We start from the raw sequence: 13,757 nt of genomic DNA, 5'->3' as shown, positions 1-13,757 counted from the left end.
CGCTCCCCGCCGCGGTGGGGGCCGTGGGGGATAGTGGAGCACGTGAGTGCTGTCCCCGTACCCCAGCCCCGTGCCCGCACGGCCGCCGCCCCCGGCGCCGCGGGAAGCCGCCGCAGCCTGGCCGCCGGCCTGCTCCTCGGGGCGGCCGGTGCCACCGTCGTCCTGCTCGCCTCCGGCCAGACCTGGGCCGAGGGCACGGCGGCCGTCGGCGGCGGTTCCCTGCCGCTGACCGCCGACGGCCAGGACGTCACCGGCCTCCCGGCGGCCCTCGCCATCGTCGGCCTGGCCGCCCTCGTCGCCGTCTTCGCCGTCCGCAGCGGCGGACGGCTGGTCGTCGCCTGCCTGCTCGCCCTCAGCGGCCTGGGCGCCGGACTGAGCGCCTGCCTCGGTGCCTCCGACAGCGCGGCACTGGACGAGAAGGCCGCGCAGACCACCGGCGACACCTCGGCGACCATCCAGGCCCTCAGCCACACCGCCTGGCCCTACGTCACCGCGGCCGGCGGCCTGCTGATCCTCCTCGCCGGGCTCCTCGCCCTGCGCTACGGCAAGCTCTGGCCCAGCATGTCGGGACGGTACGAACGGGCCGGCACGTCCCGGCCGCGCAGGGGCGCCCGCACCGCCCCGGACCCGGACCGGCCCGAGGACCTGTGGAAGGCCCTGGACCGCGGCGAGGACCCGACGCGCGAGGGGTGACCCCCCAAGCTCACGTCCTACCCGCACGTACGGGACAATGGAGTTGAGCTTTCAGCAAGCGGCACCAACAGCGGCACCAGCTTTGCGTACAGCGATACCAACAGCGCAACACCAACAAGGAGCAACTCATGGCGGGCAGCAGCCACGGACACACCCCGGCCGCCTGGACCGGTGTCATCATCTCCTTCATCGGATTCTGTGTCGCGGGCGTCTTCATGGTCGCGGCCAACCCGGTCGGCTTCTGGGCCGGTATCGCCGTCGTCCTCCTCGGTGGGGTCGTCGGCCTCGCGATGAAGGCCGCGGGTCTCGGCATGCCGAAGGAGTCGCCGGAGATGGCCGCCGCCCGGGCGCGCGCCGCGCAGGCCCAGACCTCCTGACGCAGGCGGAAGCCGTACGGACGCGAGGCGCAGCCCGGACCGGGCTGCGCCTCTCCGCGTCAACGGGGACAATCACCGAGTGGACGCAACCTCTCCCGCCGCACCGCGGACGCCCGGCCCCGCCGCCGACCGCCCGGCGACGCCCGTGCCCCCGCCGCCACCGGTCCGCCCGCCGGGCGCCGTGCCCGCCTCACGCGTACGGCGGGTCGCCGTCCCGGTCGGAGTCATGGCCGCGGTCGTCGGCGCCTTCGGCTACGTCGGCGCCGTGGACCCCAACGAGCCGGGCCACTACCCGGTCTGCCCGCTGCTCCGCCTCACCGGTCTGTACTGCCCGGGCTGCGGCGGACTGCGCAGCGCCCACGCCTTCGCACACGGGGACGTCGCCGCCGCCCTCGGCTCCAACGCCGCGGCCGTCGTCGGCTACGTGGTCTTCGCCGTGCTGTGGGTGGTCTGGATCTCCCGGGCGGCCCGGGGCAGGCCCATGAGCATCGCCGCGAAGCCCGTCGTCTGGTGGGGCGTCGGGGCCGTGCTGATCGTCTTCTCGGTCGTCCGGAACCTGCCGTTCGGCTCGGCGCTGGCGCCCTGAATGCCCACGTAGTGGGACGCCCGCCGACAGGATTCGGGCCTCGGCCCTCCTGCGGATAGCATTGACCTGATTGATCCTGTTCCCTCAGCACCGTTCCGGAAGGGGGCCGCTCGCGTGAGTGTGCTCGACGAGATCATCGACGGCGTACGCGCCGACCTCGCGGAGCGACAGGCGCGCGTCGGCCTCGACGAGCTGAAGGAACGCGCGGCGCGCGCTCCGCAGGCCAAGGACGGAGCCGCCGCCCTGCGCGGCGAGGGCGTCAACGTCATCTGCGAGGTCAAGCGCTCCAGCCCCTCCAAGGGAGCCCTGGCCGCGATCGCGGACCCGGCCGGGCTCGCCGCCGACTACGAGGCGGGCGGCGCGTCCGTCATCTCCGTCCTCACCGAGGGGCGCCGCTTCGGCGGTTCGCTCGCCGACCTGGAGGCCGTCCGCGCCAAGGTCGACATCCCCGTCCTGCGCAAGGACTTCATCGTCACCTCGTACCAGCTCTGGGAGGCCCGCGCGCACGGCGCCGACCTCGCCCTGCTGATCGTGGCGGCCCTCGACCAGGAGGCCCTGGTCTCCCTGATCGAGCGGGCCGAGTCCATCGGCCTGACCCCGCTCGTCGAGGTGCACGACGAGGACGAGGCCGAGCGCGCGGTGGATGCCGGGGCGAAGGTCATCGGTGTCAACGCGCGCAACCTGAAGGACCTCAAGGTCGACCGCTCTGCCTTCGAGCGCGTCGCCCCCGAGATCCCCGACCACATCGTCAAGGTCGCCGAGTCCGGTGTCCGCGGCCCGCACGACCTGATCGCCTACGCCAACGCCGGCGCGGACGCGGTGCTCGTGGGGGAGTCCCTGGTCACCGGCCGCGACCCGCGGGCGGCCGTCGCCGACCTGGTCGCCGCGGGCGCCCACCCGGCCCTCCGGCACGGGCGGGGCTGACCGCCACCATGTCCGCCGACCGTCCCGCGTCCCGCGTCCGGCCGGGCGTGCGACCCGCCGCGACGGCGGCCCGGGACCCGCACGCGCCGCTGGCGCGCGGGTGCAGGCCCCGCGGCTGCCGTGCCCCGGCACGCCGCGTGCACGGCCGACGGGTTCGGTACGTGATCGGCGACGAGCCCGGCCAGGTCAACGGCATGCGATGGCGCACGGGGTCCGCGCCGTAGCGAGCCCCGGCCGGCGTATCGGCACCATGTCCGCCGTACGTACGACCGGCACCGCCCGACCCCCTGCGGTCGCGGCGGCGCTCCGCCCACGGCGCATACGGTGAAATCACCCGTTGCGATGTCGAGGAGCATGTCGGATGTCATCTGACTTCTTCATCCCGGACCCGGAGGGTCTGATCCCCAGCGCCGAAGGCTACTTCGGTGCGTTCGGCGGCAAGTTCATCCCGGAGGCGCTGGTCGCCGCCGTGGACGAGGTCGCCGTCGAGTACGACAAGGCGAAGGCCGACCCGGCGTTCGCCGCCGAGCTCAACGCGCTCATGATCGATTACACCGGCCGGCCCAGCGCGCTGACCGAGGTCCCGCGCTTCGCCGAGCACGCGGGCGGTGCCCGGATCTTCCTCAAGCGCGAGGACCTGAACCACACCGGCTCACACAAGATCAACAACGTGCTGGGGCAGGCGCTGCTCACCCGGCGCATGGGCAAGACCCGGGTCATCGCGGAGACCGGCGCCGGCCAGCACGGTGTCGCCACCGCGACCGCCTGTGCCCTCTTCGGCCTCGACTGCACCATCTACATGGGCGAGATCGACACCGAGCGGCAGGCGCTGAACGTGGCGCGGATGCGGATCCTCGGCGCCGAGGTCATCGCCGTGAAGTCCGGTTCCCGGACCCTGAAGGACGCCATCAACGAGGCGTTCCGCGACTGGGTCGCCAACGTGGACCACACGCACTACCTCTTCGGCACGGTCGCCGGACCGCACCCCTTCCCGGCCATGGTCCGCGATTTCCACCGGGTCATCGGTGTCGAGGCCCGCCGCCAGATCCTGGAGCACACCGGCCGGCTGCCGGACGCCGCGATCGCCTGCGTCGGCGGCGGCTCCAACGCCATCGGCCTCTTCCACGCCTTCATCCCGGATGCCCGCGTCCGGCTGATCGGCTGCGAGCCCGCCGGACACGGGATGGAGACCGGTGAGCACGCGGCCACCCTGACCGCGGGCGAGCCCGGTGTCCTGCACGGTTCGCGCAGCTACGTCCTCCAGGACGACGAGGGCCAGATCACCGAGCCGTACTCGATCTCGGCCGGTCTGGACTACCCGGGCATCGGGCCGGAGCACGCCTACCTGAAGGACATCGGCCGCGGCGAGTACCGCGCGGTCACCGACGACGCCGCCATGCAGGCGCTGCGCCTCCTCTCCCGCACCGAGGGGATCATCCCGGCGATCGAGAGCGCCCACGCGCTGGCCGGGGCCCTGGAGGTCGGCAAGGAGCTCGGCAAGGACGGACTGCTCGTGGTCAACCTCTCCGGCCGCGGCGACAAGGACATGGACACGGCGGCCCGCTACTTCGGGCTGTACGACGAGACCGACGGGGTCGTCGAGGCCGATGTGGCCGACGGGGAAGAGGAGGTCACCAAGTGAGCGGCAAGGTGAAGTTGCTGAGTTCCACCCTCGCGCGGGCGAAGGCGGAGAACAGGGCGGCGCTCATCGCGTACCTCCCGGCCGGCTTCCCGACCGTCGACGGCGCGATCGCCGCCGTCAAGGAGGTCGTGGCGGGCGGTGCGGACGTCGTCGAGGTGGGCCTGCCGCACAGCGACCCGGTGCTCGACGGCCCGGTCATCCAGACGGCGGACGACATCGCCCTGCGCGGCGGTGTGCGGATCGCCGACGTGATGCGCACGGTCCGCGAGGCGCACGAGGCGACCGGCGCCCCGATCCTGGTCATGACGTACTGGAACCCGATCGACCGGTACGGCGTCGAGCGCTTCACCGCCGAGCTCGCCGAGGCGGGCGGGGCCGGGTGCATCCTGCCCGACCTGCCGGTCCAGGAGTCCGAACTGTGGCGCGAGCACGCCGACAAGCACGGCTTGGCGACCGTCTTCGTCGTCGCGCCGAGCAGCAGGGACGAGCGCCTGGCCACCATCACGGCGGCCGGCTCCGGCTTCGTCTACGCGGCCTCGCTGATGGGGGTCACCGGCACCCGCGAGTCCGTCGGCGAGCAGGCCCAGGACCTCGTCGCGCGCACCCGCGCCACCACCTCGCTCCCGGTCTGCGTCGGCCTCGGCGTCTCCAACGCCCGCCAGGCCGCCGAGGTCGCGGGCTTCGCCGACGGGGTGATCGTCGGCTCCGCCTTCGTCAAGGGCCTGCTGGACGCCCCCGACGAGGAGGCGGGCCTGGCCGCGGTCCGCGCCCTGGCGGGTGAACTCGCCGAAGGCGTTCGAAAGCGCTGAATCGGAGTCATCCGAACGGGTGGACCTGGACCGGGGAGGCACGCACGTGCCTCCCCGGTTCGTTGCTGCGGGTGTGAGCGAGAAGAACGAACAGGGAAAGAGAGCCGCGCGCGAGCGGCTCGTCCGGCAGCGCGAGCGCGAGAAGGCGCACGAGCGCCGCAGGCGCACGCTGATCGTCGGCGGCGCCGTGGTGGGAGTGCTGGCGCTGGCCGCCGTCGTCGGCGTGATCGCTGCGAACAGCGGCGGCAAGAGCAAGAAGAACGAGGCGTCGGGCCCCGCCGTCGCACCGTCCGGCGCCACCGGCAAGGACGCCCTCGCCATCCGGGTGGGTCCGGACGACGCCCCGTCCACGCTCACCATCTGGGAGGACTTCCGCTGCCCGGTCTGCGCCCAGTTCGAGAACGTCTTCCGGGACACCTTCCACGACCTGGAGCGCGCCGGTCAGATCAAGGTCGAGTACCACCTCGCCACGATCATCGACGGCAACCTCGGGGGCACCGGATCACTTCGGGCGGCCAATGCGGCGGCCTGCGCCCAGGACGTCGGCAAGTTCGGCGCGTACCACGACATCCTCTACCGCAACCAGCCGAAGGAGTCCGACGACGCCTTCGCGGACAACGCCAAGCTGATCGACCTGGCAGGCGAGGTCCCCGGCCTCGACACCCCGGCCTTCCGCAGCTGTGTGGACGACGGCAGGCACGACAACTGGGTGCGGAAGTCCAACACGGCCTTCCAGAACGGCGGGTTCAAGGGCACGCCGACGGTTCTGCTCAACGACGAGGCGATCTTCCCCAAGAAGGGGGACGAGCCGATCACCACGGAGAACCTGAAGAAGTGGGTCGCCGAGGCCAACAAGGGCAAGAAGCCGGGCACGGTCGCGCCCGCGAAGTCCGGCACGGCCGCTCCGGCGCCGTCCGGTACGGCGGCCCCCTCGTCGCCCTCCGGTGCGGCTCCCGAATCGTCCGGTGCGGTGGTCCCCGCGCCGCCCGCCTCCTGACCGCTCGGTGACGGCCCGGGGGTGCTCCGCGCCTCCCGGGCCGCGGGGGAAATCGATGACCCGCCCGTTACGCAGACGTTGCCCGGTGGGTTGCCGTAGGCCCCACCCGGCAGGGTAGCGTCGACCTTGCCATGGACCTTGCCTACATTCCCAGCCCGTCGACCGGCGTGATCAATCTCGGCCCGATCCCGCTCCGCGGCTACGCGTTCTGCATCATCATCGGTGTCTTCGTCGCCGTCTGGCTCGGCAACAAACGCTGGATCGCCCGCGGCGGAAGAGCCGGCACCGTTGCCGACATCGCCGTCTGGGCGGTGCCCTTCGGCCTCGTCGGCGGTCGGCTCTACCACGTGATCACCGACTACCAGCTGTACTTCAGCGAGGGCGAGAACTGGGTCGACGCCTTCAAGATCTGGCAGGGCGGCCTCGGCATCTGGGGCGCGATCGCGCTCGGTGCCGTCGGCGCCTGGATCGGCTGCCGTCGGCGCGGGATCCCGCTTCCCGCCTGGGCGGACGCGCTCGCCCCCGGCATCGCCCTGGCCCAGGCGTGCGGCCGCTGGGGCAACTGGTTCAACCAGGAGCTGTACGGCAAGCAGACCGACCTGCCGTGGGCGCTGAAGATCAGCGAGGGCCCCAACCGTGTCGCCGGCACCTACCACCCGACGTTCCTCTACGAGTCGCTGTGGTGCGTCGGTGTCGCCCTCCTGGTGATCTGGGCGGACCGCCGCTTCAAGCTCGGACACGGCCGGGCGTTCGCGCTGTACGTGGCCGCGTACTGCGCGGGCCGCGGCTGGATCGAGTACATGCGGGTCGACGAGGCGCACCACATCCTGGGCCTGCGTCTGAACGTGTGGACCGCGCTGATCGTGTTCGTCCTGGCGGTGGTCTACATCGTGATCTCGGCGAAGCTGCGACCGGGCCGCGAGGAGATCGTGGAGCCGGCGGCGGCCGAGGACGCGAAGGACGCCGAGGCTGCCGAGAAGGCGAAGGATGCCGAGGGCTCCGAGAAGGCGGCGGACGTCGCGGACCCCGAGGAGACGGCGGACACGGAGGGCTCCGAGAAGGTGGAGGACGCCGCGGACCCCGACGCGAAGGCTTCGGGGAAGTCCGGCACCGCGCGGGCGGAGACGGCGAAGAACGCCTGAGCCGTATGTGTCGATGGGGCCCGAACCGGACGGTTCGGGCCCCACGCGTGTGTCCCACGCGTGTGCCCCGCGCGGGTCAGCGCGCCCGTCGTGCCAGTGCCAGGGTGCGGTGGGCCGTGGCCACCACGGCCGCGTCGACGAACCGGCCGTCCGGGAGGGCGAGCGCCCCCTGCTCCGTCGCCGTCGCGGCCGCGATCTCCTCCGCCGCCTCGATCTCCCGGGCCGTCGGCCGGAACACCCGCTCGATGACGGGGAGCTGGCGGGGGTGGATCGCGGCCCGGCCCAGAAAGCCCAGCGCCCGGCCGTGCGCGCAGGACGCGCGCAGCCCGTCCAGGTCCCGTACGTCCGGATAGACCGACTGGGTCGGGGGAGCGAGCCCGGCCGCGCGGGCGGCGACCACGACCCGGCCGCGCGACCAGTCGAGCCCGGTGTCGTCCCGCAGCCCCAGATCGGCCCGGAGGTCGGCCTCGCCCAGGGCGATGGAGCGTACCTGGGGATGGGCCGAGGCGATCGAGTACGCGTGCTCGATGCCGAGCGCCGACTCCAGCAGCGGACACAACGCCACCCCGGGGGCCACGGCCGCGAGGTGGTGCACCGACGCCGCGTGAGTGATCTTGGGCAGCCGGAACTCGGCGAGACCCGGCAGACCGGCCAGGGCGCGGACGTCCGCCTCGGTGTGCACCCGGACGTGGAGCGGTACCGCGGTGTCCCCGGCGGGTTCGGACAGCAGCTCGGCGGTGGCCGACCGGGCGTACTCCTTGCGGTCCGGCCCGACCGCGTCCTCCAGATCGACGATCACCACGTCCGCGCCCGCCCCGCGCGCCTTGCGCACCACCTCCGGCCGGTCGCCCGGGACGTACAGCAGGGTCAGCGGGACCGCCTCCGTCACAGCACGCCCTCCGCCCGCAGCACGGCGATCTCGGCCGCCGGCAGACCGAGGCCGGTGAGGATCTCCTCGGTGTCCGCGCCGTGCGGGCGGCCCGCCCAGCGGATGGAGCCGGGTGTTCCGGAAAGGCGGAACAGGACGTTCTGCATCCGCAGTGGGCCGAGTTCCGGGTCGTCGATCTCGGTGACGGAGTCCAGGGCCCGGTACTGCGGGTCCTCCATCACGTCCCGGACGTCGTACACGGGGGCGATCGCCGCCTCGGCCTTCTCGAACGCGGCAAGGGCGTCCTCGCGGGTGCGCCGGGCGATCCAGCCGCCGACCGCCTCGTCGAGTTCGTCGGAGTGCTCCGCGCGGCCGGTGCCGGAGCCGAACCAGGGCTCGCCGATCAGCTCGGGCCGGCCGACCAGACGCATGACCCGCTCGGCGACCGACTGCGCGGAGGTGGACACGGCGACCCAGTGCCCGTCCGAGGTGCGGTAGGTGTTGCGCGGGGCGTTGTTGCGGGAGCGGTTGCCGGTGCGCTGCTGGACATGGCCGAGCTGGTCGTACCAGAGGGGCTGCGGGCCGAGCACGGTGAGGATCGGCTCGATGATCGCCATGTCGACGACCTGCCCCTGCCCGGTCCGGTCGCGCCCGGCGAGCGCGGTCATCACGGCGTACGCGGTGGCCAGGGCCGCGATCGAGTCGGCGAGACCGAACGGTGGCAGCGTGGGCGGACCGTCCGGCTCCCCGGTGATCGCGGCGAACCCGCTCATCGCCTCGGCGAGGGTGCCGAAGCCGGGGCGATGAGCGTAGGGGCCGAACTGGCCGAAGCCGGTGACCCGGGTCAGGACCAGGCGCGGGTTGACCGCGTGCAGTTCCGCAGGGCCCAGGCCCCAGCGCTCCAGGGTCCCCGGCCGGAAGTTCTCGATGATCACATCGGTGTCCGCGGCCAGCCGGAGCAGGAGGTCGCGCCCGGCGGGGACGGAGAGGTCGAGGGTCAGGTTGCGCTTGTTGCGGCCGAGGAGTTTCCACCACAGGCCGACCCCGTCCTTCGTGGGGCCGTGCCCGCGCGAGGGGTCCGGCCTGCGCGGATGCTCGACCTTGATCACCTCGGCGCCGAAGTCGCCGAGCACGGTGGCGGCGAGCGGCCCGGCGAAGAGCGTGGCGAGGTCGACGACCCGCAGTCCGGACAGGGGCGGCTGCGCGGGCGCGCTCATGCGGTGTCGATCTCGTGGCGGTACGGCATGGACGACGACGCGCCGGGCCGTTGCACGCACAGCGCGGCGGCGGACGACGCCCAGGCCAGGGACTCGGGCACGGGGCGACGCTCGCCGAGTGCCACGGCCAGGGTGCCGACGAAGGTGTCACCGGCCCCGGTGGTGTCGACGGCGGTGACCTCGGGGGCCGGGAAGAGGACGGGCTCGCCGCCCCGGGCCGCGTACAGGCAGCCCTTCGCCCCGAGCGTGACGACGACCGCGGGGACCTGGCCGAGCAGCAGTTGGGCCGCCGCGCGGGGGTCCTCGGTGCCGGTGAGGGCCGCCGCCTCGTGCTCGTTGGGGATCAGCAGGTCGACGCAGTCGAGGAGCTCGGGAGGCAGGGGCTGCACGGGGGAGGGGGTGAGGATGGTGCGCACCCCCTGGGCGTGGGCCACCCGCGCCCCTTCCACCACGGCGGTCAGCGGCAGCTCCAGCTGGAGCAACAGCAGGTCGGCGGAGGCGATGGCGGCCATCTCGCCGGGGCCCAGGGCGGTGACGGTGCCGTTGGCGCCCGGGACCACCACGATGGAGTTGGACCCCAGGTCGTCGACGACGATGTGCGCGGTGCCGCTCGGGCCCTCGGCCGTGTGCAGCAGGTCGGTGTCGACCCCCGCGTGTTCCAGACCGGTCCGCAGCACGGTGCCGTACGCGTCGTTCCCGACCGCGCCGATCATCGTCACGTCGCCGCCCGCGCGGGCGGCGGCCACGGCCTGATTGGCCCCCTTGCCGCCGGGCACGGTGCGCAGCTCCCGTCCCGTGATGGTCTCTCCGAGACGTGGAGCCCGTGCGACGTATACGACAAGGTCCATGTTGGTGCTGCCGAGCACCGCGATGCCGGTCATGGGCGGCGTGCCTCCTCGGGGGTGGGCCGGTGGGTCCGTGCACGGCGTGCGTCCGGGCCGGTGGTGGGGCCGGGCCCGGCCGCCGCGGTACGGTCCCGGACCGTACCGCCGGGACGTCCGCCGCCGACAGGCGCTGCGCCGGACCGTTCACCGGGTGCGGGCGGTGCGGTTCCCGTTCCGGTCCGGAAGATCCTCGTGCACGTCATGACCGAATTGTCCACCCGTGGGCCTCGGTTCCCTGTCTGCCAGCAGCCCGGCGAGTTCGATGAGATCGGTTCCCGCGAGCCGGGGCAGCGCGCAGCCGGCGAGGGTGCGGCACGCCTCGCGCCAGCCGTTCGGCACGGCGTCGATGCCGTCGAGCGCACCGGTGAGCGCGCCGGCCAGGGCGGGCGCCGAGTCGGCGACCCGGGACAGGCAGGCCGCCGCGGGAACGGCCTCGGCGATCCGGCCGCGGGCGGCGGTGGCCAGGGCGAGGGCGACCGGGACGGTCTCGGCGGCGGCGATCCCGTAGCTGTAGACGTGGTCGACGATCTGGTGCTCCAGCACCGGCACGAGGCCGAACACGCCTGTGGCCCCGCCGGCGAAACCGCGGGCGAGCCGGACGGCGTGGGCGGCGTTGCGGGCGATCTCGGTGCCGTCGGGGAGCTGTGCGAGCGCGGCGTCCACCGCGATGTCGACGTCCGCGCCGCCCAGCGCCTCGGCGACGGCCGCCGCCATCGCACGGGCGCCGTGCACACCGTCGCCGTCCTGGGTGTAGCGGGCGTCGAACTCGGCGAGGTCGGCCGCTGCGGCCGGGTCGCCGGGATGGGCGACGGCCAGTACGGCGGCCCGCACGCAGGCCGCGTCGTCGAAGTAGTGCGGGTTGTCGTGGCCGGTGGCGGGCGGGCGCAGTCCGGCGGCGAGATTGCCGAGTCCGGCCCGCACCGAGATCCGGGCCCGCAGCGGCAGCACCGCCGACTCCACCTCGGGGGCGCGGGCGGCAGCGGCGGCGACCTCGGCCGCCAGCGCGTTCCAGGCGATGTCGACGGCCGCGCGCAGCCGCTGCCCGGGGGACAGCCCGTGCAGTGGACCGGCCGCGGAGGCGAGCACGGTCCCGGCGGCGAACGCCGCCCATTCGGCGTCGTCGGAGGGGCCGAGCCGCAGGGGTTCGGGCGGCTGGTTGAGCGCGATGGGGACGGGCAGCGTCGTCGTGGCGTTCTGCTCGGCGAAGGTGTCGAGCTCCCGGGTGAGGCGACGGGTCCATTCGGGCATCCGGGCCGCCCGGTGCCGTGCGGCGGGCCATCCGGCGGCATCCCCGGCGGCGAGCCCGAGCAGGAGTCCCTCGACCCGGGCCCGGTGTCGGTCGCCCGGTGGGGCCGCGGGTCGGCGCGGGCGCCGGCGCGGCGGGTCCGCCTCGGGGGACACGGACCCGGCGCGGGCCGGTGACACGTGCCCGGCCCGGGTGCCGCCGCAGGGCGCCGGACCGCGCTCCGGCGCGGGGGTGGCGCCGGACCCGCGCCCGGGGCCGTCGTACGGCTCGTCGGGGATGAGCAGTTCCGCGATGTCCAGGACGTGGTGGCCCCGCATCGACGGCAGGCAGCTGCCCCGCACCGGGCCGATCGCCTCCGCCCAGTGCCGCGGGATCGCGGACGCCCCGTGCAGCGCACCGGCCAGGGCCCCCGCCACTGCCGCCGTGGTGTCCGCGTCGCGTCCCATGTTGACGGCGGTCAGCACCGCCGTGCGGAAGTCCCCGCGCGCCGCCGCGAACGCGCCGAAGGCAAGGCCGACCGCTTCCGGCGCCAGGTCAGTCCAGGGGTAGCCGCCGACCACCACCGCGGAACGCACCGCGCGTTCCCCGGTGAGCCGGTCGGGATACGTGCGCTGCGCGGCGGCCACCGCGCGGCGCAACGAGCGCGCCGTCCAGGAGTCCATGGGGACGACGGACAGCGCGGCGGCGATCACCGAAGCGACCCCGCCGCCCGTCATGGCGGCTGCCACCCCGGCCGCCACCGCCCGGCCGCCGTAGATGCCCTCCCCGTCGTGGCTGACCCGCCCGTCCACGGAGACCAGCCGTGCCGCCTCGTCCGGCCGGCCCGCCGCGAAGACGCCGAACGGTGCCGCCCGCATCGCCAGCCCGTCGCTCCAGGCGTGCCGGTGCTGGGCGGAGATCGGGGCGGCGAGCCCCCGGCGGAGGTTCTCCAGCGTGCCGCGCTCGCTGAAGCCGGCACCGCGGAACGGGCCCTCGTCGAGATCGGCGATCCACAGGTGCCAGGCCCGCTCCACATGGGCGACGGTCAGCGCCGAGCCGTGCCGGGCGAGCAGCAGCCCGGAGAAGATCGCGTACTCCGTGTCGTCCGTACCCGCCGGGTCGTCGTCCACGAAGCCCTCGATGCGTCCCCAGCGGCGGCGGATCTCGGACGGCCGCAGGTTCTCCGCCGGTGCGCCCAGCGCGTCACCGACCGCGAGGCCGAGCAGTGAGCCGCGGGCCCGGTCGACCGGACCGCCGCAGGGCGCGCCGCCCGTGCCGTCCCGCACCCCCGCCCGCGCCGGATTTCCTGAAGTCAACTCCATCGTGTCGACCCTTCGCTCGCCCCAGACAGTTCTGGTACTTGCTCGATCTGTGCCACGCCGGGCCCCGGCAAAGGCGGGTATCCGCGACAAAAGGGCCAGTCGGATGATGGCTTCCGGACAGCAAGGAAGGCCGTACTTACCTGGTCACTCAGCGTGGTAAGTACGGCCTTCCTTGCTGGCGGGAGCCGTTTTTCGTGCGTATTTTCGAGCATGTTGAGCGGGGGCGGAGCGCAGGAACCCGCTGCCGGAGAAGGGGAGAACCGTGGCCATCATCGAGACCGACGCCGTACTGCACGAGGCGCACCGCGACAACCACACCCACCGCGACGTGAACGGCGGCTGGCTGCGTCCGGCGGTCTTCGGCGCCATGGACGGGCTGGTCTCCAACCTCGCGCTGATGACCGGTGTCGCGGGCGGTGCAGTCTCCCAGCAGACGATCGTGATCACCGGCCTCGCGGGCCTGGCTGCCGGTGCGTTCTCCATGGCGGCGGGCGAGTACACCTCCGTCGCCTCGCAGCGCGAGCTGGTCGAGGCGGAACTCGACGTCGAGCGGCGCGAGCTGCGCAAGCATCCCAAGGCCGAGGAGCGGGAGCTCGCGGCGCTGTACGTGTCCCGCGGCGTCGAGCCCGAGCTGGCCCGTGAAGTGGCGCGGCAGCTGTCGCGCGACCCCGAGCAGGCCCTGGAGATCCACGCCCGCGAGGAGCTCGGCGTCGACCCCGGCGACCTGCCCTCGCCCCTCGTCGCCGCCGTGTCGTCGTTCGGCGCGTTCGCGCTGGGTGCTCTGCTGCCCGTGCTGCCGTACCTGCTGGGGGCGAACGAGCTGTGGCCGGCCGTGCTGCTCTCGCTGGTCGGGCTGTTCGGCTGCGGGGCGGTGGTGGCCCGGGTGACGGCGCGCAGCTGGTTGTACAGCGGGCTGCGCCAGCTGGCGCTGGGCGGAACGGCCGCCGCGGTCACCTACGGTCTGGGCACGCTCTTCGGCGTGGCCGTCGGCTGACGCACCCCCGATCGGGGGAACCGGTCAGGACCCGGCGGCGGGGGTGCCGGCCCATGGGCCCGCACCCCCGCCGCATC

General features: G+C 73.9%; 14 protein-coding genes and 1 pseudogene. 10 read left to right on the top strand and 5 right to left on the bottom strand.

Annotation, left to right across the window (positions count from 1 at the left end; translation table 11 throughout):
• Positions 1–33 precede the first annotated feature (33 nt).
• The 9 genes from ACFC79_RS13865 (at position 34) to lgt (ending at position 7,170) form a co-directional block, all read left to right on the top strand.
• Positions 34–693: a TIGR02234 family membrane protein gene (locus ACFC79_RS13865; RefSeq protein ID WP_376239311.1), complete on the top strand. Its 660-nt coding sequence runs from the start codon at positions 34–36 to the stop codon at positions 691–693.
• Positions 694–821: 128 nt separating this feature from the next.
• A complete protein-coding gene (locus tag ACFC79_RS13860) occupies positions 822–1,070 on the top strand; it encodes an HGxxPAAW family protein (RefSeq protein ID WP_376239308.1) in 249 nt (82 codons plus the stop codon).
• Positions 1,071–1,149: 79 nt separating this feature from the next.
• A complete protein-coding gene (locus ACFC79_RS13855; protein WP_376239305.1) occupies positions 1,150–1,656 on the top strand; it encodes a DUF2752 domain-containing protein in 507 nt (168 codons plus the stop codon).
• A gap of 114 nt (positions 1,657–1,770) precedes the next feature.
• Positions 1,771–2,580 carry an indole-3-glycerol phosphate synthase TrpC gene (gene trpC, locus ACFC79_RS13850; RefSeq protein WP_376239302.1) on the top strand — a complete coding sequence of 270 codons (810 nt, stop codon included), beginning with the start codon at positions 1,771–1,773 and terminating at the stop codon, positions 2,578–2,580.
• Positions 2,581–2,588: 8 nt separating this feature from the next.
• Positions 2,589–2,804 (top strand): tryptophan biosynthesis modulator TrpM, encoded by a 216-nt coding sequence (trpM, locus tag ACFC79_RS13845; RefSeq protein WP_376239298.1) that lies wholly within the window; start codon positions 2,589–2,591, stop codon positions 2,802–2,804.
• A gap of 137 nt (positions 2,805–2,941) precedes the next feature.
• The gene (trpB, locus tag ACFC79_RS13840; RefSeq protein WP_376239295.1) at positions 2,942–4,222 is read left to right on the top strand and encodes a tryptophan synthase subunit beta; all 1,281 of its coding nucleotides are present in this window, start codon (positions 2,942–2,944) and stop codon (positions 4,220–4,222) included.
• A complete protein-coding gene (gene trpA / locus ACFC79_RS13835) occupies positions 4,219–5,031 on the top strand; it encodes a tryptophan synthase subunit alpha (RefSeq protein ID WP_376239292.1) in 813 nt (270 codons plus the stop codon). Before trpB ends, trpA begins: the two co-directional genes overlap by 4 nt.
• Positions 5,032–5,104: 73 nt before the next feature.
• A complete protein-coding gene (locus tag ACFC79_RS13830) occupies positions 5,105–6,028 on the top strand; it encodes a thioredoxin domain-containing protein (RefSeq protein ID WP_376239290.1) in 924 nt (307 codons plus the stop codon).
• A 131-nt stretch (positions 6,029–6,159) separates the two neighbouring features.
• Entirely contained in the window at positions 6,160–7,170 is a 1,011-nt protein-coding gene (lgt, locus tag ACFC79_RS13825; RefSeq protein WP_376239288.1) for a prolipoprotein diacylglyceryl transferase, read from the top strand.
• Between the two features lie 76 nt (positions 7,171–7,246).
• Here lgt and ACFC79_RS13820 read toward each other — a convergent pair whose 3' ends face one another.
• From ACFC79_RS13820 to ACFC79_RS13800, 5 genes and pseudogenes are all read right to left on the bottom strand, one after another.
• Positions 7,247–8,059, bottom strand: coding sequence for an HpcH/HpaI aldolase/citrate lyase family protein (locus ACFC79_RS13820; protein ID WP_376239286.1), 813 nt, complete (start codon positions 8,057–8,059; stop codon positions 7,247–7,249).
• Positions 8,056–9,255, bottom strand: a complete 1,200-nt coding sequence (locus ACFC79_RS13815; protein WP_376239283.1) for a CaiB/BaiF CoA transferase family protein — start codon at positions 9,253–9,255, stop codon at positions 8,056–8,058. The genes ACFC79_RS13820 and ACFC79_RS13815 overlap by 4 nt, the downstream gene beginning before the upstream one ends.
• Entirely contained in the window at positions 9,252–10,136 is an 885-nt protein-coding gene (gene rbsK, locus ACFC79_RS13810) for a ribokinase (protein ID WP_376239280.1), read from the bottom strand. Before rbsK ends, ACFC79_RS13815 begins: the two co-directional genes overlap by 4 nt.
• Before the next feature lie 147 nt (positions 10,137–10,283).
• Positions 10,284–11,540: an ADP-ribosylglycohydrolase family protein gene (locus ACFC79_RS13805; RefSeq protein WP_376239590.1), complete on the bottom strand. Its 1,257-nt coding sequence runs from the start codon at positions 11,538–11,540 to the stop codon at positions 10,284–10,286.
• Between the two features lie 81 nt (positions 11,541–11,621).
• Positions 11,622–12,686: pseudogene (locus ACFC79_RS13800) on the bottom strand (ADP-ribosylglycohydrolase family protein); the annotation flags it as partial.
• 262 nt (positions 12,687–12,948) lie between these two features.
• On the opposite strand from ACFC79_RS13800, the gene ACFC79_RS13795 reads away from it, so the two are divergent.
• Positions 12,949–13,680, top strand: coding sequence for a VIT1/CCC1 transporter family protein (locus ACFC79_RS13795; RefSeq protein ID WP_376239277.1), 732 nt, complete (start codon positions 12,949–12,951; stop codon positions 13,678–13,680).
• Positions 13,681–13,757 lie beyond the last annotated feature (77 nt).

Origin of the sequence: Streptomyces sp. NPDC056061, from assembly GCF_042266885.1 — a bacterium.
Classification (GTDB): Bacteria; Actinomycetota; Actinomycetes; order Streptomycetales; family Streptomycetaceae; genus Streptomyces.
This window is presented reverse-complemented; position numbering and strand designations above follow the sequence as displayed.

What these genes read in the sequence shown, in the direction of transcription:
- ACFC79_RS13815 (WP_376239283.1), bottom strand. Translation starts at nt 9,255, where the DNA reads ATGAGCGCGCCCGCGCAGCCGCCCCTGTCCGGACTGCGGGTCGTCGAC.
- trpB (WP_376239295.1), top strand. Translation starts at nt 2,942, where the DNA reads ATGTCATCTGACTTCTTCATCCCGGACCCGGAGGGTCTGATCCCCAGC.
- ACFC79_RS13860 (WP_376239308.1), top strand. Translation starts at nt 822, where the DNA reads ATGGCGGGCAGCAGCCACGGACACACCCCGGCCGCCTGGACCGGTGTC.
- rbsK (WP_376239280.1), bottom strand. Translation starts at nt 10,136, where the DNA reads ATGACCGGCATCGCGGTGCTCGGCAGCACCAACATGGACCTTGTCGTA.
- lgt (WP_376239288.1), top strand. Translation starts at nt 6,160, where the DNA reads ATGGACCTTGCCTACATTCCCAGCCCGTCGACCGGCGTGATCAATCTC.
- trpM (WP_376239298.1), top strand. Translation starts at nt 2,589, where the DNA reads ATGTCCGCCGACCGTCCCGCGTCCCGCGTCCGGCCGGGCGTGCGACCC.